At 44.9% G+C, this 25,679-nt stretch carries 16 protein-coding genes; 6 read left to right on the top strand and 10 right to left on the bottom strand.

The window, feature by feature from the left end:
* Positions 1 to 99: 99 nt before the first annotated feature.
* The 8 genes from ACQY73_RS08800 to ACQY73_RS08765 all read right to left on the bottom strand — a co-directional run bounded on the left by ACQY73_RS08800 (position 100) and on the right by ACQY73_RS08765 (position 11,159).
* A complete protein-coding gene (locus ACQY73_RS08800) occupies positions 100 to 1,755 on the bottom strand; it encodes a RagB/SusD family nutrient uptake outer membrane protein (RefSeq protein WP_428664323.1) in 1,656 nt (551 codons plus the stop codon).
* An 11-nt stretch (positions 1,756 to 1,766) separates the two neighbouring features.
* The gene (locus tag ACQY73_RS08795) at positions 1,767 to 4,835 is read right to left on the bottom strand and encodes a SusC/RagA family TonB-linked outer membrane protein (protein ID WP_428664321.1); all 3,069 of its coding nucleotides are present in this window, start codon (positions 4,833 to 4,835) and stop codon (positions 1,767 to 1,769) included.
* A gap of 25 nt (positions 4,836 to 4,860) precedes the next feature.
* A complete protein-coding gene (locus ACQY73_RS08790; protein WP_428664318.1) occupies positions 4,861 to 6,402 on the bottom strand; it encodes an ADP-ribosylglycohydrolase family protein in 1,542 nt (513 codons plus the stop codon).
* A gap of 277 nt (positions 6,403 to 6,679) precedes the next feature.
* Entirely contained in the window at positions 6,680 to 7,162 is a 483-nt protein-coding gene (gene rpiB / locus ACQY73_RS08785) for a ribose 5-phosphate isomerase B (RefSeq protein WP_428664315.1), read from the bottom strand.
* Between the two features lie 34 nt (positions 7,163 to 7,196).
* On the bottom strand, positions 7,197 to 8,045 hold the full coding sequence (locus tag ACQY73_RS08780; protein WP_428664312.1) for a TIM barrel protein: 849 nt from the start codon (positions 8,043 to 8,045) through the stop codon (positions 7,197 to 7,199).
* A 12-nt stretch (positions 8,046 to 8,057) separates the two neighbouring features.
* Positions 8,058 to 9,329: an MFS transporter gene (locus tag ACQY73_RS08775; RefSeq protein ID WP_428664309.1), complete on the bottom strand. Its 1,272-nt coding sequence runs from the start codon at positions 9,327 to 9,329 to the stop codon at positions 8,058 to 8,060.
* Positions 9,330 to 9,453: 124 nt separating this feature from the next.
* Positions 9,454 to 10,242, bottom strand: a complete 789-nt coding sequence (locus ACQY73_RS08770) for a gluconate 5-dehydrogenase (protein WP_428664306.1) — start codon at positions 10,240 to 10,242, stop codon at positions 9,454 to 9,456.
* Between the two features lie 272 nt (positions 10,243 to 10,514).
* The gene (locus ACQY73_RS08765) at positions 10,515 to 11,159 is read right to left on the bottom strand and encodes a MarR family winged helix-turn-helix transcriptional regulator (RefSeq protein ID WP_428664303.1); all 645 of its coding nucleotides are present in this window, start codon (positions 11,157 to 11,159) and stop codon (positions 10,515 to 10,517) included.
* Between the two features lie 135 nt (positions 11,160 to 11,294).
* Between ACQY73_RS08765 and ACQY73_RS08760 the strand changes: the two genes are divergently transcribed.
* Positions 11,295 to 11,660 carry a DoxX family protein gene (locus ACQY73_RS08760; RefSeq protein WP_428664301.1) on the top strand — a complete coding sequence of 122 codons (366 nt, stop codon included), beginning with the start codon at positions 11,295 to 11,297 and terminating at the stop codon, positions 11,658 to 11,660.
* On the top strand, positions 11,657 to 12,292 hold the full coding sequence (locus ACQY73_RS08755) for an NAD(P)-dependent oxidoreductase (RefSeq protein WP_428664298.1): 636 nt from the start codon (positions 11,657 to 11,659) through the stop codon (positions 12,290 to 12,292). The genes ACQY73_RS08760 and ACQY73_RS08755 overlap by 4 nt, the downstream gene beginning before the upstream one ends.
* 129 nt (positions 12,293 to 12,421) lie before the next feature.
* Here the strand turns inward: ACQY73_RS08755 and ACQY73_RS08750 are convergent, their stop codons facing one another.
* Positions 12,422 to 13,465: a tail fiber domain-containing protein gene (locus tag ACQY73_RS08750; RefSeq protein ID WP_428664295.1), complete on the bottom strand. Its 1,044-nt coding sequence runs from the start codon at positions 13,463 to 13,465 to the stop codon at positions 12,422 to 12,424.
* A 241-nt stretch (positions 13,466 to 13,706) separates the two neighbouring features.
* On the opposite strand from ACQY73_RS08750, the gene ACQY73_RS08745 reads away from it, so the two are divergent.
* The 3 genes from ACQY73_RS08745 to ACQY73_RS08735 all read left to right on the top strand — a co-directional run bounded on the left by ACQY73_RS08745 (position 13,707) and on the right by ACQY73_RS08735 (position 18,874).
* A complete protein-coding gene (locus tag ACQY73_RS08745; protein WP_428664292.1) occupies positions 13,707 to 14,180 on the top strand; it encodes a MarR family winged helix-turn-helix transcriptional regulator in 474 nt (157 codons plus the stop codon).
* A 2-nt stretch (positions 14,181 to 14,182) separates the two neighbouring features.
* Positions 14,183 to 14,689: a transposase gene (locus tag ACQY73_RS08740; RefSeq protein ID WP_428664289.1), complete on the top strand. Its 507-nt coding sequence runs from the start codon at positions 14,183 to 14,185 to the stop codon at positions 14,687 to 14,689.
* Positions 14,690 to 15,052: 363 nt separating this feature from the next.
* On the top strand, positions 15,053 to 18,874 hold the full coding sequence (locus tag ACQY73_RS08735; protein ID WP_428664286.1) for an ATP-binding protein: 3,822 nt from the start codon (positions 15,053 to 15,055) through the stop codon (positions 18,872 to 18,874).
* 614 nt (positions 18,875 to 19,488) lie between these two features.
* Here the strand turns inward: ACQY73_RS08735 and ACQY73_RS08730 are convergent.
* A complete protein-coding gene (locus ACQY73_RS08730; RefSeq protein ID WP_428664283.1) occupies positions 19,489 to 21,711 on the bottom strand; it encodes a hypothetical protein in 2,223 nt (740 codons plus the stop codon).
* A gap of 321 nt (positions 21,712 to 22,032) precedes the next feature.
* Here ACQY73_RS08730 and ACQY73_RS08725 point away from each other — a divergent pair, with 321 nt between their 5' ends.
* The gene (locus tag ACQY73_RS08725; protein ID WP_428664280.1) at positions 22,033 to 25,659 is read left to right on the top strand and encodes a PAS domain S-box protein; all 3,627 of its coding nucleotides are present in this window, start codon (positions 22,033 to 22,035) and stop codon (positions 25,657 to 25,659) included.
* Positions 25,660 to 25,679 lie beyond the last annotated feature (20 nt).

Here is a 25,679-nt window from a genome sequence, read left to right as displayed (position 1 = left end):
TCATTAAATGGTCAGAAAACAGGTATGATTTGGCTTTTAAAAACTTTCCAAGTCTTGATTTCGAACGAACAAGACTTGGAAAGTTTAATGACGTATGAACTAATACCCGGGATTTTGTTTAAACTCTCCCTCTGTCCGGTCAATTTGCTGCTGCGGAATGGGCCGCAAAACGTGAAAATCCTTGATATTGGGTGCGGCCACGGGATTGTATTTTTTTACTCTTTCTACCAATTTTCCCGTCCGTACCAAATCGATCCAACGGGTGCCTTCTCCCAAAAGTTCTCTTGCACGTTCGTCTAATATAAAGTCAATGTTTAATTGATTGGGAGAGATTTCCATTGCAGTGCGGTTGGCTTCCGTGGCGGCGGCAGTAGCGCCCGTTTTGGCCGCGCGCCGACGAACAACGTTAATGTAGGTAGCGGCCTCGGCGTTATTTCCACTCATCATCAGGGCTTCGGCGGCGGTCAGGTACGTTTCGGCAAGCCGAAAGAATAGAAGGTCTCTGGAGCCGGGAATGTCATTGACGCCCGCTCGTTGCGGGTCAAGAAATTTGGTAAGCGTAGGAAAAACTCTTTCAGTTTGCTTGCTTGGGGTATAAACGCTGTATTTTGCCCGACTGATCTCATCGGCGGTCCATTCTCGGTCGGGTAAAAAAACGGCGGTATCGCCGGTGGCGAGGGTTACAGATTTGCCGTTAATGGTATAAGTGCCCGGTTTGTTGCAGTAAAATACGCGTTTAAAACTTTTGTCGTAACGACTGTCTAATTGTCTGTTAAACAATGTGTTTAATGTAAAATCGGTAGGTTTGTAACGGGCATATGGCCGGCCGTTGGGAATATCGCGCTGCACTCCGATCAGGTCATCGTATTTCATGATAAAATACAGGTGCATCGAATTTCCGGGTCCGTTCGAGATCACATCCTTACTGTTTTGAATGGCCCAGATCACTTCAGAGTTTTTCTCGCCGGAACCCTGTTCGAACGCTTTGCCAAAATCGTCCAACAACTTGAAACTGTATTTGCTGATAACTCCTTTGGCCAATTCGGCGGCTTTGGCATAATCGCCGGCCTGTTTTGCTTCCGAAGTGGCGCGGGCTAAATACACATTTGCCAATAAATTCTCCGCGGCGGGTTTGGTCACACGGCCATAATTGGCGGCGGTAACGGGCAGCGTTTGTACCGCAAACTCCAGGTCTTTGATGATGGCATCGTAAATGTCTTTTATGGGCGCACGCGTTGCAGTGGTTTCAATACCGACCGTTTCGGTGAGGGTTAAATGCACAGGGCCAAAGAGTTGTACCAATAGAAAGTAATATTCTGCCCGTATGAACCTGACCTCCGCGACGCGTACATTTTTCACATCTTCCGCCAAACCCGTAACTTGTGGAGCACGACTGACAACCGCGTTGCAGGTGTTGATGGATGTGTAAAGATTATTCCAGTTGAACGTCACGGCGTTGGTGCGCGGATTCAGGTCGCTGTTGTAAAAATTCATCATTTTGAAGCCTCCGTCAAAACCGTTGGTGAACGTATCGGTTCCGAAAACGGTGATAATGGGAATGATGCCGTTGTCTTCGATGGCGCAAAAAACGGTTTTCAGCGAAGCGTAGGCAGCGTTGACGGCTTCCTGAAAACCCGCTGCGGTTGTTAGATAAGGGTCGGTTGCCTGAGTGCGTACATCTTCTTCGAGTTGATTTAAACAGGAAGAAAGAAAAAGGCTGATACCCAACAGTGAGAGGACTATTTTCTTTTTCATGATTTCGTCGGTTAGAATTTGATGTTTAGACCGGCCAAAAATGTTCTGACGGGTGGGGTACTGGTGGTAGGAAATTCGGGGTCAATGCCATTATACTCAGAGGTGTACGGAGAAAATACAAACGGATTTTGTGCGCTGACGTACACCCGTAAGGTTTGCATTTTGAGCCGTTGAGCAACTTTGGCGGAGAAATTATAGCCCAGATTGATGTTGCGAACTTTGGTAAATGAACCGTCCATGTACGAAAGAGTAGAGCCGTAAATAGGTGATTCCTGATTTACATTCGGTTGCGGATAGGCGTTGGTCGGGTTGGTTTTGGTCCAATAATCTACATTATATTGATTAACCCTACCCGACAGGTACCGAAAAGAACCATGAAACGGACTCTGGATTATGCTGCCAAAGCGCGAGAACACCAAGATGGAAAGATCAAAGCCTTTGTATTCAAAGCGATGCGTCATGCCGCCCACTAATTTTGGTACATCAGAGCCCAATATCTGACGGTCGGCGGGGTCGATCACGCCGTTGTTGTTTACATCTTTGACTTTGATACCGCCCACAATGGAGCCGAATTGTTTGGCCTGACTTTCTTCGCCGAGTTGCCAAATCCCCGTTTTTACAAAATCATAGTATACCACGGCAGGTTGGCCGATGAACCGCAAATTGCCAATGTCATCCACTTTTCCCTGCGAAAGCTCCAGAATTTCTTCTTTATTAGTGAATAAATTCAGATCGGTACTCCATTCCAGGTCGCCTGCGTTTTTGGCCGCAATGTTGAGGGTGGAGACAGAAAATTCAAGTCCTCGGTTGCGTTTTGAACCAATGTTGGAAATGATGGAAGCAAAACCACTCGTAATAGGTAACAACTTGGGCAATAACAGATCCGTTGTTTTGGATTGGTATACTTCTATGGCGCCGGTAATGCGGTTGTTCCAAAGCCCAAAATCAATACCGACGTTCAGAGTGGTAGTGGTTTCCCAACGCAGGTCACTGTTTCGAATACTGGAAGGTTTGTAACCGAAGGCGGCTGTTCCGTCAAAATCGTATTGGGTTCTGGCCAACAATCCGTTGGTTTGGTAGGGGAGAATACCTTCGTTGCCCGTTGCTCCGTAACTTGTTCGGAGTTTTAAATTGGAAAAAAGCTGATTCCCATTCATGAAAGGCTCATTGCTGATATTCCACGCAAGGGCTGCGGAAGGGAAATAGCCCCATTTTTTTCCTTCGGCAAATTTAGAAGAACCGTCGGCGCGACCCGTCAACGTCAGCAAAAAGCGATTATCGTAGGCGTAATTGATACGCGCCATATACGATAAAATGGACCATTTTTCGTATTGACTGCTTACGCTGTTGATGATGGAAGCGGCACCCAAGTTGTAATATTCAAAATACTCAATGGGAAGGCCCGCGACGCTGATGGCGGAACTTTCAAACTGACGGGTTTGCAGACTGTACAATCCTGTGAAATCAATGCTGTGTTTTTCACCCAATCGCTTCTTATAAGTAAGAATATTTTCCCACGTGTACGCCAGTGTAAAGTCTTCAGAGGAAGAGGCGGCCGGATCGCCCAAGCGACGCACATTGGTGTATCGGCCTCGGAAATCACCTTTTTTGTTTTTGGTAAGATCAGGGGCAAAATTCATTCTGAACCGCAGTCCGTCAATGATTTCTGCTTCGGCAAAAATATTGCTCAATAATCGGAAACGTTTGGTTCGGTTAATGACCGCACCCGGAACCAATTCCGACAATGGATTGCTGCGAAGCCCATCGCCCGTTGGGAGAAAGATCAGTTCACCTTTGTCGTCGTATGCTTTTCCTAACGGATTTTCGGTCAATGCGCCGAAATCCGCACCCTGACCATACGGGTTTACATCTTCGCCGTTGCGCTCGCTGTACGAACCCAACGTAGACATTCCCAACTTGAAACGTTGCCCCAAATTCTGGTCAATATTAATGCGTGACGTATAGCGGATAAAGTCCTGCCCTGAGATGATACCTATGTCTCGGTAATAGCCGAGAGCCACGTTGAATTTGGTATTTTCGGTACCGCCCGATACCCCCAATTCGTGGTTTTGTATATTGCCGTTTTTAACCATTAATCGCTGCCAATCCGTTGAGCGCCCCTGCGCAATGGACTCTAATTCAACGGCTTCGAATATTTTCGAGTCGGCTTGCGGGTCGGCATCGTCGTATAAAGGCCGTCCTGTGGCGGTATTGATTACGGCTCTTCTGGATTCGCGCTTGTATTCGGCAAACTGCTGTCCATCCATCAGATCGGCGTAGCGCAAAATCCGTGAAGCCCCGAAATAGGTATTGTACGTAACGGTGGGCTTGCCCTGTTTTCCTCTTTTGGTCGAAATGATGATGACCCCATTGGCACCGCGAGAACCGTAAATGGCGGTAGCAGAGGCATCTTTCAATATCTCCATGGCTTCAATATCGCCCGGATTGATATCATTAAAGCCGCCGCTGATGGGGATTCCATCCACCACGTAAAGAGGATCATTGCCTGCACTGAACGAGCGCCGGCCCCGTATCTGTACCGAAACACCCGATCCGGGCTTGTTGCCGGTGTTTAATACGTATACGCCCGCCGCTCTTCCCTGAAGCATTTGAGGAGCATTGGTGACGGGAACTTCTTTCAGGGCTTTGGGAGCAATGGAAGAAATGGCACCGGTAATGTCACTCTTTTTTTGACTTCCGTAACCGACCACCACTACTTCGTCCAACTTGCGAAGATCAGCTTCCATTTTAATGTCAATGACGGATTTCCCCGCCACGGCCACCTTTTGGAATACATAACCCACGTACGAAAACACAAGAAATGATTCCGCGCCGGGCACTTCGATGGAGTATTTTCCTTCGGCATTGGTGGCTGTGCCAATGGTCGTCCCTTCCACCAGAATATTGACTCCCGGCAAAGCTTCGCCGTTACTTCCATCGGTTACTTTCCCCGTAATTACAATCTTTGCTGCGGGAATTTCTCTTGCAAAAACGGGATTCCACAAGGCCAGGCAGAGCGAAAAAATCGTCCATTTTTTCAACATTCTCCCGGCCAACGCTAAAGTAGAGTTGGAATTCATAAAAATTAGGATTTTGAAGTAAGTTTTAGTTGGCGTACAGTTCCTGCGGATTTCTCCACACTACTACGTTGTTGCCATAGAGCTCCTGATCGGTGTATCGTTTAGCAGGTGTTTTGAATCCGGCAGCGACAAATTTTTCTTTCAACTTGCTTAAACTCAAAAAGTCACCGAAGAAAATGTTGTTCATGACGCGCCAGTAACCGCTCAGCTCGTAGCGAGCCTGTTCCCACTCTTTGGGGTATTTTTTGCTTAACCCTTTGTCGAGATCCAAACAAACGGCCATGTAAGCGGCCTGCGCTTTTTGCTCTTTGGTGCCTTTGAGAATATGGTCGGTAATGTCTTTTTCGTAGTCTTTCTGCAATGTGACTTTTTGGTTTTCCAGTGAGGCCAATGGAAGCACAGACGCGGGGCTTTCACTTGGTATTTCGTAAACAACTACTTGATTGACAACGGTTTTCTTACCGCCGTTGGATTCGTTGACCATTTCAAAAAGGTCGATCAGACGGTCGGCAAAACTGGTAATGGTTTCATCCATCGGCATTTTGTCGCGGGTGGTGTTTTTGTATCGGTCAACGATCATCCAACCTTCACTCATCATTTTGCGGTAGCCGTCTTTAGCACCGAGGATGGTTCCCAACGTGGCGGCGTTGCAATCGGCATCCCAACCGATATTAAAAGACAATTTCAAGGTTTCGGCAAAATCGCCATTGCCGTACAGCAGAGCCATGATGATAGCGCCTGTGTTAAGTTCCGTTCCGTTTCTGTCGCGGGTGCGGCTGTTTTCCTGCGTATATTTTTCTTTCAACAACCGGCGCGACTCCACCCAGTTGTTCGGATTTTGGCGGTGCCATTGTTTTACTTCATTAATGATCTTGAGCGTGTTGCTTTTTGGGTCAATCGAAGCAATACCCGCGTCCAGAATTTTGTTGATGTCTTTTTCCAGAAAAGCAGTAGCGATCATGGAAGTAAAGAGTTGCGTGGTTTGGGCCGGTTCGTTGTCAATGGCCACTTTTGTGTAGTGCAGGCCGATCTTGGAAGCTGTTTGGGGCATGGCAGGTGCGAGTAAGCCAAAAGTTTCACACAAAAATTGCCCCGAAACGTTGAATTCCGCCCAGGGGTTCAGTGCAATGTAGCCCGTAAAAGGAGGTTTTACTTCAATGTCCATTAGATAACGGGCGTAGCGATTGGAGCACCAGATGTTGCGATTGATGCGTTCCTTCCAAAGGGCATACACATCATCATACGGCAGAAAAACGCTGCGTTTTTTCTGCATGGTATGGATATAGACCCATTCAAAATCGGTGTCGTCGTCGGTCATTGCACCGGCGGGCAGCGAAGGGATGTAGTTTTTGAGATCACCGGGCGTTTCGATGTATTTAAACTCATAGGGAAGTCCGTTGAGGTTGCCCAGGATTTGGCCCAGCATTCCTCCCCGGATTTTATCCGCTATCGTTTCAGCAGGTACCTGTATTGTTTTTCGCCCTTGTGCAACCGTAGTGGGTAGCCCGGCCATCAACGTAAAACAAGCGACAAAAATGATCGTAACAAAAAGGTGCAGGGATTTCATATCACTTTTATTTTGTATTAAAATGAGATTATTTTGTTCAAAAGCTTGATACAAAGGTATAGTACTAAAATCGCAGAGAGATAAAGTGGATTAGCCAATACTTAAACTATTTTAGCAACTACTTGGATAATCGGAAGGAAAAACTGTTAATATGAATCACAAAAAAGGCCAAATCACGAGCCGTTTTTTAAAAATTGACCGGTATGACCCGTGATTCAAAGAAGACATTCGTACATTGGCAATACTGTTAAAAGATCAAAGAACGATCAACGCCTTTTCATTCTTTTTGCGGCCATTGCACATCGGAAAAATTTACTTCTTCGGCGTCTTTGATCAGACCCAAAGAGATGTCATGCCGACCGCCTTCGTAAGGTGTTTCGAGCCAATTGTTCAACATATCATAGGCTTCAAAAACCCCGATGCATCGTCCGCCCAAACAAAGAATGTTTGAATTGTTGTGGGCCGAGGTCATTTTTGCCTGATAACTGCTGTAACACAACGCCGCTCGGATGCCTTTGTATTTGTTGGCAATGATGCTCATGCCAATGCCCGTCGAACAAAGCAAAATGCCTCTGGCGCCGGCGTCGGCTAATACCGCTTTAGCCACTTTGGCGGCGTAGTAAGGATACCTGACAATGTCTTCCGAATGACAACCCACGTCTTCTACTTCGTATCCTTTTTCGGTCAGGTAATTGACCAACGCCACTTTGAGGGTGTAGCCGCCGTGGTCATTTCCAATATAGATATTCGGCTTTTTCATGGTTAGTTTGGGTATGACGCTAAACTCCTGATTTTTATTTGATTAATACGTTTACTTCCTCTCTTTTTTCATTGTATTCTTTTACCAAGGGCAATAAAAATTCGGCCGATTGTTGGGCTGCCGTATCGGCATCAGGCTTGGGAAGAATTTCTATGGAAACCCAACCGTCGTAATTTGCTTTGAATAACTCATTGAGGATTTTCTGAAAATCCAGATGCCCCTGTCCGGGTGCTAATCGGTTTGAATCGGCAAAATGAATGTATTTGATAAAATGAATGTGTTTGGCTAATTCCGGCCCAATGGTTCGGTCTTCAATGTTCATATGAAAGAGATCGGGCATGAGCTTCATGTTGGGCCGATTCACCTTTTTCATCAATTCCACGCCCTCCTCCACGCTGTTGATAAAGTCGATCTCGTAGCGGTTTACGGGTTCAAGAATTAAGGTAACTCCTTTAGGATGAGCATAGTCACACAATTCCTGCGCGACGGCGATAAATAACTTTTCCGCTTCATCTTTCGAACGGTTCCCGATCTGCCCCCGTACCCGGCCAATGTTGACAAGCTGGCCGAAGTTCTCTGCCAAATCGATCAATTCCCTGAAAATGACCTTTACCTGCTCTCTTTTTCCGGCATCTGCATCGGTGAACATCAGCCCCTCGTCAGCGTAAACCTGCCCGGTTGAGATACATGAAACCTCCAATTGGTTTTCATCGAGTAAAGTTTGTAATTGTTGAATATTGATTTCATCCGCGCGTTTCAGCGCCAGTTCAACCCCGTTAAAGCCCAATCGGGCGGCTTTGGGAATGCACTCATTGAACCCTCGGAACACCACAAATGCGCTGGGTAAAGCGTGTGTATCGGCAATGGCAATGGACAATTTCATTGTACGGTATGATTAGGTGGTGGGGAGAGTTATTTGAATGAATTTATTCCTTTTGATCAAAGCCAACGCCAGTAAAAAGCCTAACGGATGCAGCAAGCCTGATATAATAAAAGCAGGGCCATACCCGTGTTTTTCAATAACAAAACCAATGATCACGCTGAACAACATGGCTCCGTAGGTCACCAAACAGCCCATCAGTCCGGTCACAGACCCAACGACTTTGGAAGGGAAAAGATCGGTGACAAGCGTTTGAGCAATGGTAGAATACAGTTGATGTCCAAACATAGCCATGCTGAAAAATACGATGGCCATATTCAGGGATGCACTCGTGATCAACAGTGAAGCAGGTAATAAGGCCGCCGCGATTCCCAACGGAATTTTTCGCGCCAAGTCAATCGGGAAATTGCGTTTCAACAGATAACTGCTTAACCAACCTCCCAGCAAACTTCCCATGCCCGCAAAAGCGTAAGGAATCCAAGCGTAAGCGCCAATGCCTTTAATGTCAAGTCCGCGCACATCATTGAGGTATTTGGGAAGCCAGAAAATGAAAAAGTACCAAGCCGAATCAGGAAAGAATTTGACGATGATCACTGTCCATACATCCCTGTCTTTGAACAGACTGAGCCAAGGCACTTGCGCTTCCGACACAGTGCTGCGTTCTGCTTTTAAGGAAGAAGCGATGTATTCTTTTTCCCGTAGATCGGCAAATTTACTTTGTTGGGGTAATGAATAAATTTGCAGCCAAAATAATACCCAACCCAAGCCCAATAAACCCGAAATGATGAAGGTCCAGCGCCAATTGGCTACGGCAATAATAGCCGCGATCAGGGGCGGAGCCACGACCGCACCAACGCTCGAACCTGCGTTGAAAATGCCGAATGCCAGCGATCTTTCTTTACCCGGAAACCATTCCGAAACTACTTTGGCCGAACCCGGAAATCCGCCTCCTTCGCCAAGGCCCAATAAAAAACGGGCAAGCCCCAACCCGGTTACGCTCGAAACCATGCCGTGCATGATATTAGCCAACGACCACCACACGATCATGACGGCGTAGCCCATTCTTGACCCCAAAATGTCTAAAATGCGACCGCCAATGGCGTACATAGTGCCGTAAGAAAACAGAAAAATGCTGTTGATCAGCCCATAGTCAACATCGCTGATCGCAATTGTTTTTCGGATCTCACTCAACGCAATGGGCAGGTTTTGTCGATCCAGGTAGTTAATTGCCGTTGCCAAGCCGATCAGCGCCGCAATCCACCAACGAAAGTTCTTTATCTTTTTCAAAATGAGTTAAAATAACAGAGAACGCAAAAAGTATGGAAAATGGAGAACGGTTTTTTTACTTTTAACTTTCAGAAACTTCAAATAAATAAAGTACTTATTCTGAGTACTCACTACTCAAATCTCGCTACTGTTTAAATGGTTTGCCAAAAGAAGTCAACAGCCCCCCGTCTACGTAAATGATCTGTCCATTCACAAAATCGGAGGCTTCGGAAGCCAGAAAAACGGCGGCCCCAACCAAATCTTCGGGCGATCCCCAACGTCCCGCCGGCGTTCGACTGATGATGTAATCATTGAGCGGATTGCCTTCTTCCCGGTAAGATGTATTGATAGGGGTGGCGATGTAACCCGGCCCGATGCCGTTGATCTGAATGTTATGATGTGCCCATTCGGTAGCCAGATTTCGGGTCAACATTTTAATACCTCCTTTGGCGGCGGCATAAGCCGAAACGGTGTCTCTACCCAGCTCACTCATGAGCGAGCAGATGTTGATTATTTTCCCACTTTTTCGCTTGATCATGTGCTGCCCTACGTATTTAGAAACCATGAAAGGAGCCGTTAAGTTGGTCAAAATCACCTCATTCCAGTCTGCTTCCGGCAATTCTTCAGCAGGAGCGCGTCGAATGATACCCGCATTATTGACCAGAATATCAATGGGTCCAATGGTCGTTTCAATGTGCGTAATTGCCTCCTTTACGCTCTCGGCATTTGTTACATCAAATAAGGCACCGCCGGCGTCAATACCCTCGCTGCGTAATGCCGTAATGCATTGATTGAGTTTTTCCTGATTTCGGGCATTGACCAACACCGTTGCCCCTGCCTTGCCAAGTCCGTTGGCAATGGCATAGCCGATTCCCTGGGTTCCTCCCGTCACCAATACTCTTTTACCTGACAGACTAAATAAAGATAAAGACATACTTTTTAATAAAATAATACAACCTATTTGTTGAATGCAAAGGTAGCAGCCCCACAGATCGAGAAACCAAGGGAATTAGCGAAGACTTAAACTATTTTAGCCGGTTTTTAAAAGAAGGAAGATGATACCGGTCAAAAAGAACTATTAATTGCGATTTTCAGTAGCTGAAAACCGCTCGGCAATGGCAATAAGAAAATAACTGACGTGTAGTAACCCGGAGAATCATAAGGAAAAAGTATCGGTAAAATTCAGAGTACTATACAACCGGAGAGTTACTTCGTTTCGGTTGTTTCCACCACTTCGTTGTAGATTTCCTCAAAGTCTTTTTCCTTATGCTTTTGCCACATGGATGAAAATTTTATCTCAATGGTTTTCAATAATTGAATACAAAGTTCTTTATCGTCATCAGTTAGGTCATGCACCATCATAGCGGCATTTTTTAAAATTTTGACCTTACAGGTTTCTACGGCTATTTCTCCTTTTTCAGTCAGTTCAATTCTTTTGGACCGCTTGTCTTCCATGTCATTGTATTCTACAATCAACCCTCTTGTTTTCAGTCGGTTGAGCATATCTGTGCCGCTCGAAAGCTCGAATAGATTAGCGTAAATTATTTCTGTTTTCCTGGGGTTCTTCTCCTGCTTTATCGTGTATAACATCCCAAACTCTTCGATTTGATTTAGGCAGGTCCCTTTAAGAGCAATATTGGCGTAATTCATATTCAGCTTACTGATCCTGCCGATTATTTTCAGCAATAACCCATCATTGACCGGAGGAACGGTGCCGCCTACCAAAGTGCCTTGTGTGTTTTGTTGGCTTTGTTTGGCAAGGTGGTGTCGGCAAAAATCTTCAATACTTCCGGTAGGATGCTGTTCTTCAAAAGCGCCCCATAAGTTTACCAGTTCAATCGTCTTGTTCATTGTTTTAATACGTTTTCGTAGTAAAGATAAAAAAAGTACTTCGAAAATAGATTATTAATTCGAAAACGTATTATATTTGCCAAGTAAACAACGTAAACGTAATAAATTTATCATTTACGAAATCGTCAAAGGATCATGAAAAAGGACAAACTTATTTATTGGATCACCACAGGCATAGTTGCCTTGGTGATGCTGTTTAGTATCTACAAAATGTATACAACAGACTATGAGCACTTTGCGCTTCCCGGATATTTAAGGGATGAGCTTTCGGTATTCAAAGTAGTGGGAATCATCGTTTTGCTGCTACCGCAATTTCCGGTCAGGGTAAAAGACTGGGCGTATGCCGGTTTTGGTATTACACTTATTTCGGCTTCAGTGGCTCATTATAGCAGCGGCGCCGGGCTGTTGAGGTCATTGGACCCGATGATCTTTTTTGTATTGCTGGCGATTTCCAATTTCTATTTTCATAAACTTCAAAAAAGAGTAACTGTCTCAAAATGAAAAAGATAATTGTGTTTGGTGCCACAGGCGGTACCGGTAAATCGGTGGTTGAGCAAGCATTGGAGGCGGGATACGAAGTGACGGTTGTGGTTCGAAATCCTGAGGCATTTACGCTGAAACATCCGCAATTGAAAATACTCAAAGGAGATGTGTTTAAAACGATCACTTTTGAAATCGCCATTGCGGGGCAAGATGCTGTTGTTTCGTGTTTGGGGATTCAAAAACGCGAAACAACAACGGTTTATTCCGAAGGGGTGGGCAATATTATTAAAGTAATGCAAAGAGAAAAAGTGAAGCGTATCATCTGTCTTTCCGCCGGAGCGGTCGTTGTGCCGTCAAAAGCCTCCTTTATAATGAAGTTCATGACAAAAAATTTCCTGCAACGATTATTCGGTCATCTTTATAGTGACATGCTTGAAATGGAGAAAATACTGAGCAAAACCGATTTAAATTGGACTGTTATTCGCCCGCCTTGGTTAAGAGACAGTAAGCATACCGGTAACTACAGAATTTCCATTAATGAGCCTTTGGATAATCCTTCAAAGCTTTCCCGCGCCGATCTTGCCGATTATATCATAAAGCACCTGACCGATGAAAAAACGTTTAAAAGCATGGTAGAGATTTCTTATTGAAGAAACTGCCAAAATATATGTATTTTGAACATAAAAATGCCCAAGCAAATACAAGTAAGTACCTGTTCAAAATTAGTTTAAATTATTATGGCTTACTTATATTCGCTTGGGCAATAATATAAATAATACCTACTTTTTGTCGGAGTTACGAAGGGTAGTTTCCGTTTTCAGGTCTTCCAATGCTGCCAATCTTTTCACGATAATTTCATTTTGCTTTTTCAGATCTTCCAAAGATGCAACGGTTTGTGTCAGGGATTCATTTTGTTTTTTCAGTTCATTGATTTGCTGCTGTTGCTCTTTAACGGCATTGACCAGCGGCATCACGAAATCAGAATAAGCCAACGAATATGTGCCGTCATCTGATTTTTTCAAGCCACTAAAAGGTACATTGAGATCTTTCATCACCGCTTCAATGTCCTGTGCAATGAATCCATCGTGACGAACGTGGGTCTTGTCGGAAATATAACTGTAAGACACCGTTTGGAGTTTATTGATAAAGCTTAAGCCTAACCTGTTGGTATACAGAATGTTTTCTTTCAAACGTCGATCAGAAGGAAAACTATACGCTACCTGTCCCTCAATGACAGTTACAGCGTTATTGCCAATGCGAATTTTATTACTCGCGTTGACCGTGGCATTCGCTCCGATGGCAGTGGCATTGGTATAATTGGTATCGGCTGCATCGGCTTCAAATCCAAGAAATGTATTATTGGAACCTGCTGTATTCTTTTGACCGGCGCTTTGTCCGATGGCGGTATTTTTGTAACCGATTCGGTTGTTGAAAAGCGCTTCGTGTCCGGTAGCGGTGTTTAAGTAGCCCGTCTTATTCCAATAAAGTGCGCCACTTCCGGCGGCGGTGTTTCGAGTACCTTCGGTGTTCGAGAAAAGTGCTTCAAAACCCGTGGCGGTATTATAATATCCCGTGGTATTGGAAAAAAGCGTCCGGCCTCCAATGGCGGCATTTCCATCTCCTGTGGTGTTTAAGGAGAGCGCTGAAGCTCCTAAAGCGGCATTGGAAATCAATGTCGAATTGTAAGGCGCTCCCTGCATACCTTTAGGGGTAATAAGGAGGGAGCCATTGACGGGAGATTGCGTAAAGATTTGGCCATTGGCCATCAACGTACTGAAGGCGAGTGCTGTAAGGGCATAGATTTTCAAGCGATTTCTTTTCATTACCTCGATCGTTTATTAGTTGAATACCTGAAAATAGAGATAAAACCACTTAAATGCAATTTGCCTCTTTTTCTCACTTGGCGTTTGATGATCTCATCTCCTGAATTATGCGCTATGTACAACTTCCTGCCCGCTTTTGACTTTTTGTATTTCTCAGCCATTGAATGAATTTGATAATTGATTTTTATTTATCTTTGCTGCTAAGATATTTATTTGCTAAAATATATTTACCTAAAACACCATGAGCAATGAATTAGATACTGACATGATTCAGACGATCAGCGATTTGGGAAGGCGGTTTTCGGATGCAACCATTATGATGCACGAGGCCATTGCCGGTAAAGCCGGCTTGTCGGGAACAGACCATAAGTATTTGGGAATTCTGATCCGGAACGGTGCCATGACCGCAGGTGAATTGTCAAAATTGACGGGGCTGACAACGGGGGCCATCACGGGAGTAATAGATCGGCTGGAAAAGAAAAATTTAGCCAAAAGAGAGTTTGACGAAGACGATAGGCGGAAAATAATCATCGTTCCAAACACTGAAAATGCGACGCTGCTGCTGGGACCTGCCTTTGCCGATTTGCAGCACAAAATGGTCGGGCTGATCTCAACGTTATCAGCGCACGAAAGAGAAATTGTTGAGAAATATTTGCTTTCAACCATTGCTGTTATGAACGAAGTAACTGCTGAATTAAACAACAAGCCACTATAAAAATGAACAACCTCACCGCAAATTACGTGCTGAGAGCCGAAATATGGGTTTTCATCACCACCCTTATTTACTTCTTAATGAACGGTGCTCAAATTTTTGAAACAGCCGTTATTGTTCCGAAATGGACCGCCGCGCCGCCGGAATCTTTCGAACTGTTCAAGGGAAAATACGGGCTTGATTTCAAGCCTTTTTGGATTGTGCTACACTCTGTGCACGAGATCACCTTTCTGTTGGCCATTGTTTTTTGTTGGAAATTGGAAGGTATTCGGAATGGACTGTTGATCTTATTTGTGATTCATTTTGCGGTGCGGGTTTGGACACTTATATATTTTGCTCCAAACATTATTGAATTTCAAAAAATGGCAAACACATCAATCTATGGCACAGACTTAGTGAGCAGAGCCGCACTTTGGCGAACATTGAATTACGTAAGAGTTGGCATTTTTATAGCAGTCTCCGTCGGGCTTGTACCATTGTGTATCAAAATTATGAATTATAAACTTCAATAAATTGAGTTCCTTAAAACGGTAAATGTCTTCATAAACTCAACCTCGGTAATTTATCCGAACACAGAATTTTGGGACAGAGTCGGTATTTTTCAGGTAGATGCAAGAGAGTTCGATATTCTTTAATGCAGGAAATGCATAAAACAATTTGGAAAGAGTTTTGTTATTTAAAAATTGAAAAGTTAAGCTGCAATAACTAACCCCAATGCTGGAATCATCCATAGGGTGTTTAGTGTGAGAACAGTAACAGGATGCCCTTTTACTCAGTTACTGTTTGCAGTATCGGACAAAATAATATTTTTGTAATTTTCAATAGCTTTTATGTTGCCATACCCGTTCTTTTTGTACCAAATCTACCTTTGACTTATGGAAGTCAATCCCAAAAAAATCCCTGAATTTCTTTCCGGCGGCGGCGAAATGGGCGAGCGCATCCGCAATTTCGATTGGACAAAAACACCGCTCGGTGAACCTGAACAATGGGAGCAAAGCCTGAAAACCTGCGTTCGGATCATGCTTACATCGAGTCAGCCTATCTGGATTGGCTGGGGGAGTGAACTCATAAAACTCTATAACGATCCCTATAAAGCCATTGTGGGAGGCAAGCACCCTGAGGCTTTGGGCCAACCTGCCGCAGTGGTATGGCGTGAAATATGGAAAGACATTGAGCCGATGCTCAGGCGGGTAATGGATAAAAATGAAGGGACGTACGTGGAGCGTCAATTGCTCATTATGGAGCGCAATGGCTACCCTGAAGAAACCTATTATACCTTTTCATACACGCCCGTGCCGGGAGATAAAGGAGGAACGGCGGGAATGTTTTGCGCCAATACTGATGATACTTCACAAGTACTTTCCGAGCGTCAGCTTGCTACCCTTACTGACCTCGGTAAAAATCTTTTGAATGCGACAAACGATTCGGAAGTGTATCAAAAAGCCATTGAAGTAGTTGAGCAACAACCAAAGGACTTTCCCTTTGCGGTGTTATATCAAGTCAGTGAAGAGGGAAATGTATTGCTTCGCAAACAAAAAACGCCTGTTGAATTACCCGAAACATTTGCATTTGAGCAAATGAACAGGAGAATACGGCCGGAAGTGTTTCCCGAATTGGATGAAGTACTTCAAACGGGTAAGTCGGCCATTATTGAAAATCTTCGGACTAAAATAGCTGATCTGCCTTCCGGCCCTTGGCAGGACTCTCCCGATAAGGCGCTCGTTTTGCCTATCCTTCAAAGCCACCACAAAACACCTTTTGGGGTACTGTTCGTCGGCATTAACCCATATCGTCAGATCGATGATAAATACCGGAGTTTTTTCGGACTCGTTGCCGATCAGATCGCTACGGCCATTGCCAATATGCATGCTTTGGAGGAAGAACGCAAACGTGCGGCCGCGTTGGAAGAACTGGACAAATCAAAAACGATCTTTTTTTCAAACATAAGCCACGAATTTCGAACACCGCTCACGCTGATGTTGGGGCCGCTGGAAGAATTGATGACTGCATCGGAAAGCAGTTTGAACAACGGTGAAAGACAAAAGCTGGAAACTACCCATCGCAATGCCATGCGATTGCTCAAATTGGTCAATACGCTGTTGGATTTCAGCCGCCTTGAAAGCGGAAGACAAAAAGCGTCATTTTCCCTTGTTGATCTTTCGGCCTATACAAAAAATTTAGCTTCTAACTTTCAGTCGATCATTGAAAAGGCAGGACTGGCATTTATTGTAAAAGCGGATACGATCCCGGAACCCGTGTACGTAGACCGTCAAATGTGGGAAAAAATTGTATTTAATCTATTGTCTAATGCCTTTAAGTATACCCTTGAAGGTCGCATTACGGTCTCGCTTTATTTCAAAGATCACCGGGCAATACTGGAAGTGGAAGATACCGGCAGCGGTATTCCCGTCAATGAATTGCCGCATATGTTTGAACGTTTTCATCGGGTTCAGAATACGACCGGCAGAACTTTTGAAGGTACGGGCATTGGCCTCTCGTTGGTAAAAGAGCTTGTTGGTCTGCACAGCGGTACCATTGGAGTGCAAAGTACAGAAGGAAAAGGCAGTGTATTTACGGTCAGTATTCCCTGCGGGAAAGAACATATTTCGGAACCACTGATAGTTGATAATGAGGGCTATATTGATGACGCATCGTCAGATGTTTACCTGCAGGAATCTGCCGGCCTGCTCGAAACAATTTCTGCAAAAGGTCAAAATGGAGCACTTTTGCCCGACGGAAATAAAAATAACAGGCAGCCAACGATTTTAGTCGTAGATGATAATGCCGATATGCGGGGGCATATCCAAACGCTGCTTCAGAAAACCTATCGAGTTGTTACGGCCAATAATGGCAAAGAAGCCCTGACGTTGCTGCCTTCGGTGAACCCTGCTTTAATTCTTTCCGATATTATGATGCCGGTGATGGATGGCATTCAGCTGTTGAAAGAAGTAAAGGACAATCAGCAAACGGCTCAAATTCCCGTTGTTTTGCTTACGGCCCGGGCCGGTGAGGAGTCAAAAATTGAAGGATATGAAACCGGTGCGGACGATTATCTGGTAAAGCCTTTTTCGGCCAAAGAATTGTTGGCGCGTGTTCGTTCACAGATAAAGATTGCCGGTACCCGCAAACACATTGAACAACAATTAAAGAAGATATTTTCGCAGGCGCCGACCGGTATTTGTGTGTTGCGCGGGCCAAACTATACCGTAGAAGTTGCCAATGCAAAGATCCTTGAAATATGGGGAAAAACAGAAAGCCAACTACTTAATAAACCGCTGTTTGAGGCTGTTCCGGATGTTGCCGGACAGGGTTTTGAGCAATTGTTTCACCAAGTTTACACGACAGGTACCCCCTCTTTGATCAATGAGATGCCCCTTGTTTTGCTGCGCCGGGGGAAAATGGAAACAGTGTATTTAAAGTTTTTATACGAACCGCTTCGGGAAGAAGACGGCACTGTTTCGGGCATTATTGCCATCGCGGATGAAATTACAAATTTGGTCAAAGCACGTAAAAAAATTGAAGAGAGTGAACAGCGTTTCCGTAATCTGGCCGAAACCCTTCCGCAATTGGTGTGGGTAACGGATGAAAGAGGTGACCAGACCTATGTATCGTCGCGCTGGAAAGAATACACCGGCATCGAACCTGACGGTCAGGAGACTTGGAGGGCTATTGTTCATCCCGATGATTTTGACGGCACCAATGAGGCATGGGTCAACAGCCTGAAAACAGGCAACCCCTACAAGTACGAAGTACGCATTAAAAGCAAAGCCGGAGAGTACCGTTGGCATTCCGTAAACAGTGAACCTGTTTATGAAACGGGCAATCGAATCGTAAAATGGGTAGGTGCATTTACGGATATTCATACTGAAAAGAGCTTTGCACAGGAGTTGGAACGTCAGGTAGAAAGCAGAACCGCAGAACTGGAGAAAGCCAACGAAGCCCTCGAAGAAAAAAATGGAGAACTTGAGCAAATGAATACCGAATTGGAATCCTTTGCCTATGTGTCAAGCCACGATCTACAGGAGCCGCTGCGTAAAATACAAACCTTTGCCTCGCGCATTCTTGAAAAGGACAGTCATAATTTATCCGAAGTAGGCAAAGATTATTTCGGCAGGATACAGGGCTCAGCCAAACGAATGCAGGTTCTTATTGAGGATCTTTTGGCTTTTTCGCGCGTCAACAGTAGTGAACGTACCTTTGAATTCATGCACCTGGGCCTCATTGTGGACGAAGTGAAAGCCGAATTCAAAGAAATTATTCACGAAAAACAGGCCGTTATTGAGTCCAATGAAATGTGTGAAGCCACTGTTATTCCTTTTCAATTTCGGCAATTAATGCAAAATCTTATCGGCAATGCCCTCAAATTTACCACGCCCGAACGGCTCCCTCATATTGTCATAAAAAGCGCTATCGTGGATGGGAGCAATTATCAATATGAAAAGCTCTCACCACAAAAAAAGTATTGCTGCATTTCCGTGAGTGACAATGGTATCGGGTTTGATCCAAGGTTCAATAAGAGGATATTTGAAGTATTTCAACGATTGCACACCAAAGAAAAATACGAAGGAACCGGCATTGGCCTGGCCATTGTAAAAAAAATTATTGAGAACCATAACGGCGTTATTACCGCAACCGGCGTACTGAATGAAGGAGCAACTTTTACGATCTTTATCCCCCATATCCCCCTCAAAGCGTAGAATTTGTACCCTGATAATGATTTAGTGATGCAAAGCGCCGTGGAAAGATGCCTAAAATAAAGTGCCAAAAAGAACGTTCATTAGAAATATAAGATGCCTGATTTGGTCCGTTAAATAAAATTTAATTACGGTAAGTTAGCCAATCGTTAGTTAATTCATTATTTACGAGCTAACTTTAACCAAATCATTGAATGAACGCCCGGCTTTTTATTCTGAAGGAAACAAAAAGTAGTGAAGCTCAACGCCAATTCTTGACCAGTTTTTATCACGAATTTAACAGTAACTAAAATAAGAATGATACTCACACTAGAAAATTCAGCCGTGCTTGCCATCGGGTTACTCATTATGATCTTTGATATTTGCAATCCGTACGCACGGTTAAGCAACTCACTCGCGCTCATTCCGATACGCCGTAATTAAACTCAGCTGTTAAGAAGAGTTTTTGAAAAGTTGTCGAAGGTGGTTTTCAATTACTTTCCGCACTTTGTCAGCCTTAGCAGCAGTAATCAGTAAAAACAGGCGTTTCAAAGGCTTTTTGCAAAAAGCTTTGAAACGATAAAAACCCGCAAAACGTCGCTTTTGCGGGTTTTTATCGTTTTATATGCTTGTGTACTTTAGCGGATAACCGTAAGATGGAAATTCATGGATGCGGGGTTGATGGCACTGCCTGTAATGTTGGTAAATTTCACGGTAACCGTACCGGCCGCTGAAACCCGTGCGTTGGCGATTATGATGCCGTCGTTTAAATTATCTTCGGGAGATATATGTACTGTGGAGCCCAAAGCAGCATTGGTAACGGTAAATGTCTGGGCAAAAGTGCCGGCTGCATTAATGCTTGGCAGGTCGGCAGAAAGGGTCGTTTTTATGATTTCATTAATAAGGGTTCCATTTGTGCCCAGTTTTATATCTCCACTTACGTCTAATTTTGCGTTGGGAGAGGTGCCGATCCCCACATTTCCGTTAGAGAGGATCGACATTTTTGTGTTGTTGCCGCCGGTTCTGAACTGGAGCCCTTTGCTTCCGGCTGAATTGTAGTAAATACCGCCGCTGACCGAGTTGGAAGGCACGCCGAAGGAAATGCCGTTTTCGCTTGCTTCCGGCGTCAAAATGGAAAGGTAACCGATGCCGTTTTTTTCGAAAGTCGCGATGGCATTGGAACTTGGGGTAGCTCCCGACTCACTTTCAAACACATGAAGATACGATTCCGGTGTGGTATTGCCAATGGCAGTTCTCCCATTTTTCAGCATAAGCATTGCATTGCTTCTTGCTGCGCTGCTTTGACCGTTTCCGATGGTAAAAAGCGGGTCGGTGGCTACCCATGTCGTGGCATTTGCTATCGGAGGAAGGATGTTATAATAACCCATTGCCATAGAATAATACGCATTAGCACCCGTGCCGGTACCGATGGCGATTCCATTGTTTCCGAACGCATTGCAGTTTTCACCAATGGCAATGGTATTGACAGAGCCATCGGCAAAGGAAAAATTTCCGATGGCAACGCCAAAATGTGAATTTGATCGGGCTCCATACCCAATGGCGACGCCGTTTTCGCCGGTGGCATGGGTATTTTCTCCAAAGGCAAGGGTATTGGAGGTGCCGTCGGAGATGGCGTTGGTGCCAAAAGCAACATTTCCCACGCCCGTTGCTACTGAATTATACCCTGAAGCAAACGAATGAAGTCCAATATTGGCGGCATCCCAAGCATCACCGTTTGTTGTGCCACACCGAAATGCACTTCTTGAAGGTATCCACATCATGCGCGTACCGGCTCCGTCTACGGGCGCTGTTGGTGGATTGGTGATGTCGGTAGCGGCATAAGGCACAATGCCCGGATTGTTGGACCAAAAACCTCCGGCGTTGGTATTTTGAATTTCATTGCCTGCCGCTCCGGCGGTTTGCCATAAAGAAGGCAGTGCTGCCCAAGACGCGTTTCCGTTGGCATCTGATCTTAGGACTTTTCCATCGGCCTCTCCCAAATTGGTTAGTTTTAAACCATTGGTAATAAGAGCGTTGCCGCCAATCTGAAAGGTAAAGGCTTCGGTAGTTATATCGCTGATCAAGCGATTGATGCCCACTCGGTCGGTGGCGAAATTGCCACCGATGAGTGGGGTAGAACTGTTGGTATTTTCGATGTATAATTTATCGTCGCCGGTTTCGGTTTTTCCGGCATTGAGCCCGATCATGATATTTCGGCTGCCAATTTTGGAGGAAGTTGTGGTACCTCCTCCCGCTCCGCTTCCGATCAGGGTATTGCCGGCACCGCCGCCATAATTCATCGTAAAACTTCCAATAGCTACCGTGCCGCCGCCACTTGGGGCAAAAGCTCCGGCATTGTCTCCGATAAAAACGCCGGAGTCTGTATCGGTACTTCCGTTGCTTAATGTTCGATGGCCAATGGCTACGGTGTTGCCGCCTCGGTTGTTTTCCATCGAAAAGTGCCCGATGGCTATGCTGCCACCGTCTTGCGTAATGTTGCCCATCGCTCTTGTGCCGATAGCGATGTTAAGCGCTTGGCCGGTAGTGGTATAATTCCGTAATGCCTCAAAACCGATGGCCAATTGCGAAGCGTTTAACAGGTCGCCGGAATTGAAGGCTTTTGAATAGGTCATCAGGGCGTCTTTGCCGATAGCGATATTCCGTTTTGAATTCACATTGCTTTTCAACGCATTTTCGCCCATCGAAATATTCGTTGAATCTTCCGAGCTGCTGACGGGCAAACTCCCTCTGATACCGTTAGGGCTAATGGTAATTCCACTGTTATTTTTTTGAATGACATTGATTTGGGCATAGATCGCCGAACTGAGCAGCACACACGCACAGAAAATGATCGTTTTCATAGTTTTAGAATGGGATTTTATTCAAAACTATGAAATAGTTGGATAGCATGTAACTACTAAATATAGTAGGGGAGGACTGCTTGAGTGTAAAGCAAATACATAGCTTTTTTAAGATAGGACAGGAGATAAACCGAGTTGAGATGGCGGCATTTCAGATAAGCAACCATCAGCCTTCAATTGATTTTCAATGTTTGGATAAACAAAATCAATGAATAGGTGTTTTGAATAAAAATTGCCCAATGGCCTGATATTTTATTTGTGGTAGTAAGTCGTTTGTCATTCCCAAAATTTATATTTGGGTTTAAAACAGTAAATCCCTCAATGAGCATTAAAACGTCAGGCGAACACCTTCAATTCCTAAAAGGAGGAGGCGAAATGGGGGAGTATACCCGCAATTATAATTGGGCACAGACCTCCATTGGCAGCCCTGACCTGTGGCCCCAAAGCCTCCGTACTACACTAAGCATCATTCTGAATTCAAAATTTCCCATGTTTTTGTGGTGGGGCCCCGAATTGATCTGTTTTTATAATGATGCTTATCGCCCCAGTTTGGGAAATAACGGTAAGCATCCGTACGCCCTCGGCAAGCCCGGAGAAGAAATATGGCCGGAAATTTGGACTGTCATTAAACCCTTGATCGATCAGGTACTGTCCAAAGGAGAGTCTACTTGGAGTGAAGACCAGTTGATTCCGATCTATCGAAACGGCAAATTGGAAGATGTGTACTGGACATTTGGCTACAGTCCCGTAAACGATGAATCCGGTCAGCCTGCGGGGGTATTAGTGACATGCACTGAAACAACGGAAAAAGTAATTAATCTGAAAAACCTTAAAGAAAGTAATCACCAGTTGGAGTTTGCCATTGAAGCCGCAGAATTGGGGATGTGGGATTATAATCCTGTTACGGATAAGTTTACGGCCAACAATCGCTTAAAAGAATGGTTTGGTTTACCCCCGGAAACGGAGATCGGGTTGCCGGTGGCGTTGGCGGCCATTGCAGATAAGGACCGGGAAAGAGTATCGAAGATAATTCAGGTAGCACTGGAGTATTCGTCGGGAGGGAATTATAGCACGGAATATACCATTATTAATCCGATATCCGGAAAAGAGATCATCGTACTGGCAAAGGGGAAGGCATCATTTGATGAAAATAAAAATGCCTATCGCTTAAACGGAACTCTTCAGGATATAACGGAGCAGGTAATGGCTCGCAGGAAAGTGGAAGAAAGCGAAGAGCGGTTTCGAACCATGTCGGAAGGAACCGCTATTTTGATTGCTGTAGGCGATGAGTACGGCAATGCTACGTATTTCAACCGGGCCTGGATGAGCCTGACCGGCAAAATGATGAATGAATTGACCGGACTCGGATGGATGGAACTTTTATACCCTGGAGATCGAAAACGGTACATTGCCTTTTTTGTAAAAGCTTTCGAGCACAAAGACCCTTTCAGCATTGAATTTCGACTGCAATGCAAAGACAGTAACTATAAATGGTTGCTGGCGGCGGTCACGCCCCGTTTCCAACCCGATGGTTCTTTTGCAGGCTATATCAGTTCAGCCATCGACATTACAGAACGCAAGCAAGCCGAAGAAGCTTTAAGAGAAAGTGCAATTAAGGAAATATCAGCGCGTGAAAGAGCCGAAATCAGTGAGCAAAGAGTACGAACGATCATTGAAAATGCCCCTTTCCCGATTGGTGTATACGTAGGTAGGGAGATGCGGATAGAAATGGCCAACCAAGCTATTCTGGATGCTTGGGGCAAAGGAAATGATGTTGTTGGTAAGTTGTTTTCAGAGATACTGCCGGAGCTGGATAATCAGGAAGTATTTCAGCAACTGGATAGTGTATTTACGACGGGTACGCCCTTTTATGCTCAAAATCAACGAATTGATTTGGTTATAGACGGAGAATTGCAACCTTATTATTTTAACTACAGTTTTACACCCCTTTATGATCTATCGGGTCATGTGTACGGAGTAATGAATTCTGCCGCCGATGTAACGGATCTGAATCTTGCCAAGACAAAAGTAGAGGAGAGTGAAAAGCGTTTTCGCTACGTGGCAGACAGTGCTCCTGTGTTGATCTGGATGGCCGGAACGGATATGCTTTGTAATTTCTTTAACAAGGCTTGGCTGAGTTTTACGGGCCGAACCATGGAACAGGAAATGGGAAATGGTTGGATGGAAAGCGTGCATCCCGATGACCTCGAAAAATGCCGCGCTGTTTACCTGCAATCCTTTGAAAAACGGCAGGAGTTTTACCTGGAATATCGCCTCAAACGGCACGACGGAGAATATCGGTGGATATCGGATCATGGTACACCGCGCCTTACCGCAGAAGAAATTTTTGAAGGATACATCGGGGCATGTATGGATATTCACGAACGGGTGATTGCCCGGAACAGACTAAAGGAAAACGAAGAACGACTCAATATTGTCATTGAAGCCAGTGAACTGGGAATGTGGGAGTTGAATGTAAAAACCGGACAGGCAAATTATTCGGATCGTTATCTTGAGATATTGGGTTTTAAAAAAGGGGCTGTTTTAGCACATCATCAACTCCTTCAACGGTTACATCCTGACGATAAAAAGATACGGAACGAAGCGTTTGAGCAAGCGTATCTGACCGGTAGCCTGCATTATGAGTCAAGACTGATCTGGGAAGATGGCTCTATTCATTGGATAGCTGCAAAAGGGAAGGTATTTTACAACGAAAAGAAAGAACCCGTTAAATTATTGGGAACCGTTCAGGATATTACCGAAGAAAAATATTCTCAACAGGAATTGGAAGAAAGAGAACAGAAATTTCGTTTGCTCGCCGACTCCATGCCCCAATTTATTTGGACCGGCGATGCCGAAGGCAATCTCAACTATTTCAACCAATCCGTTTATAACTTTTCAGGGCTAACCCCCGACCGGTTCCAAAAAGAAGGTTGGCTTCAAATAGTGCATCCGGACGAGCGGGAAGAAAATATCCGCGTGTGGTTGGAGGCTATTCACAAAGGAGAAGATTTCATTTTTGAACATCGTTTTCGGCGGCATGACGGCGAATACCGCTGGCAGTTGAGCCGCGCTATTCCGCAAAAGGACTCTTCCGGAGTCATTCAAATGTGGGTGGGTACAAGTACCGATATTCAGGATCAGAAAATATTTACCAATGAATTGGAGCGGCAGGTGCAGGAGCGAACACGCGAACTTGGGCAAAAAAACCTGGAGCTTGAGCAAATGAATACGGAGCTGAAATCTTTTGCGTACGTGTCCAGTCATGATCTACAGGAGCCGCTGCGTAAAATACAGACCTTTGCTTCGCGTATTCTTGAAAAGGACAGCCATAATTTATCCGAAGTCGGCAGGGACTATTTCGGCAGAATACAGGGCGCGGCCAAACGCATGCAGGCGCTCATTGAAGATCTGTTGGCTTTCTCGCGCGTAAACAGTAGTGAACGTACCTTTGAATTCATGCACCTGGGCCTCATTGTGGAGGAAGTAAAAGCCGAATTCAAAGAAACGATTCAGGAAAAAGGCGCTGTTGTTGACTCCGGTGAAATGTGTGAAGCCAATATTATTCCTTTTCAATTTCGACAACTCATGCAGAACCTCATCGGCAATGCCCTTAAATTTTCGGTGCCGGAACGTGCTCCGCACATTATCATAAAGAGTGAAATTGCCAATGGCCGCCAATGGCCGGAAGAAAAACTCTCTCCCAATAAGATGTATTGCCATATTTCGGTAAGTGATAATGGCATTGGCTTTGAAGCGCGTTTCAATAAGCAGATCTTTGAAATATTTCAGCGACTGCACGGCAAAGAAAAATACCAAGGAACCGGCATTGGACTGGCCATTGTGAAAAAGATCGTTGAAAATCACAATGGGGTCATTACTGCAAAAGGGGTGTTGAACGTGGGCGCAACGTTTGATATTTATCTCCCTCACGATGAATTTAACTAAGAGATTCATGCGGATGAGCA

The organism is Runella sp. (assembly GCF_965279615.1).
Taxonomy (GTDB): domain Bacteria; phylum Bacteroidota; class Bacteroidia; order Cytophagales; family Spirosomataceae; genus Runella.
This window is presented reverse-complemented; position numbering and strand designations above follow the sequence as displayed.

Bases quoted from the DNA above. Each gene is read 5' to 3' on its own strand.
- ACQY73_RS08800 (WP_428664323.1), bottom strand. From the start codon at position 1,755: ATGAAAAAGAAAATAGTCCTCTCACTGTTGGGTATCAGCCTTTTTCTT.
- ACQY73_RS08795 (WP_428664321.1), bottom strand. From the start codon at position 4,835: ATGAATTCCAACTCTACTTTAGCGTTGGCCGGGAGAATGTTGAAAAAA.
- ACQY73_RS08790 (WP_428664318.1), bottom strand. From the start codon at position 6,402: ATGAAATCCCTGCACCTTTTTGTTACGATCATTTTTGTCGCTTGTTTT.
- rpiB (WP_428664315.1), bottom strand. From the start codon at position 7,162: ATGAAAAAGCCGAATATCTATATTGGAAATGACCACGGCGGCTACACC.
- ACQY73_RS08780 (WP_428664312.1), bottom strand. From the start codon at position 8,045: ATGAAATTGTCCATTGCCATTGCCGATACACACGCTTTACCCAGCGCA.
- ACQY73_RS08770 (WP_428664306.1), bottom strand. From the start codon at position 10,242: ATGTCTTTATCTTTATTTAGTCTGTCAGGTAAAAGAGTATTGGTGACG.
- ACQY73_RS08765 (WP_428664303.1), bottom strand. From the start codon at position 11,159: ATGAACAAGACGATTGAACTGGTAAACTTATGGGGCGCTTTTGAAGAA.
- ACQY73_RS08760 (WP_428664301.1), top strand. From the start codon at position 11,295: ATGAAAAAGGACAAACTTATTTATTGGATCACCACAGGCATAGTTGCC.
- ACQY73_RS08755 (WP_428664298.1), top strand. From the start codon at position 11,657: ATGAAAAAGATAATTGTGTTTGGTGCCACAGGCGGTACCGGTAAATCG.
- ACQY73_RS08750 (WP_428664295.1), bottom strand. From the start codon at position 13,465: ATGAAAAGAAATCGCTTGAAAATCTATGCCCTTACAGCACTCGCCTTC.
- ACQY73_RS08745 (WP_428664292.1), top strand. From the start codon at position 13,707: ATGAGCAATGAATTAGATACTGACATGATTCAGACGATCAGCGATTTG.
- ACQY73_RS08740 (WP_428664289.1), top strand. From the start codon at position 14,183: ATGAACAACCTCACCGCAAATTACGTGCTGAGAGCCGAAATATGGGTT.
- ACQY73_RS08735 (WP_428664286.1), top strand. From the start codon at position 15,053: ATGGAAGTCAATCCCAAAAAAATCCCTGAATTTCTTTCCGGCGGCGGC.
- ACQY73_RS08730 (WP_428664283.1), bottom strand. From the start codon at position 21,711: ATGAAAACGATCATTTTCTGTGCGTGTGTGCTGCTCAGTTCGGCGATC.
- ACQY73_RS08725 (WP_428664280.1), top strand. From the start codon at position 22,033: ATGAGCATTAAAACGTCAGGCGAACACCTTCAATTCCTAAAAGGAGGA.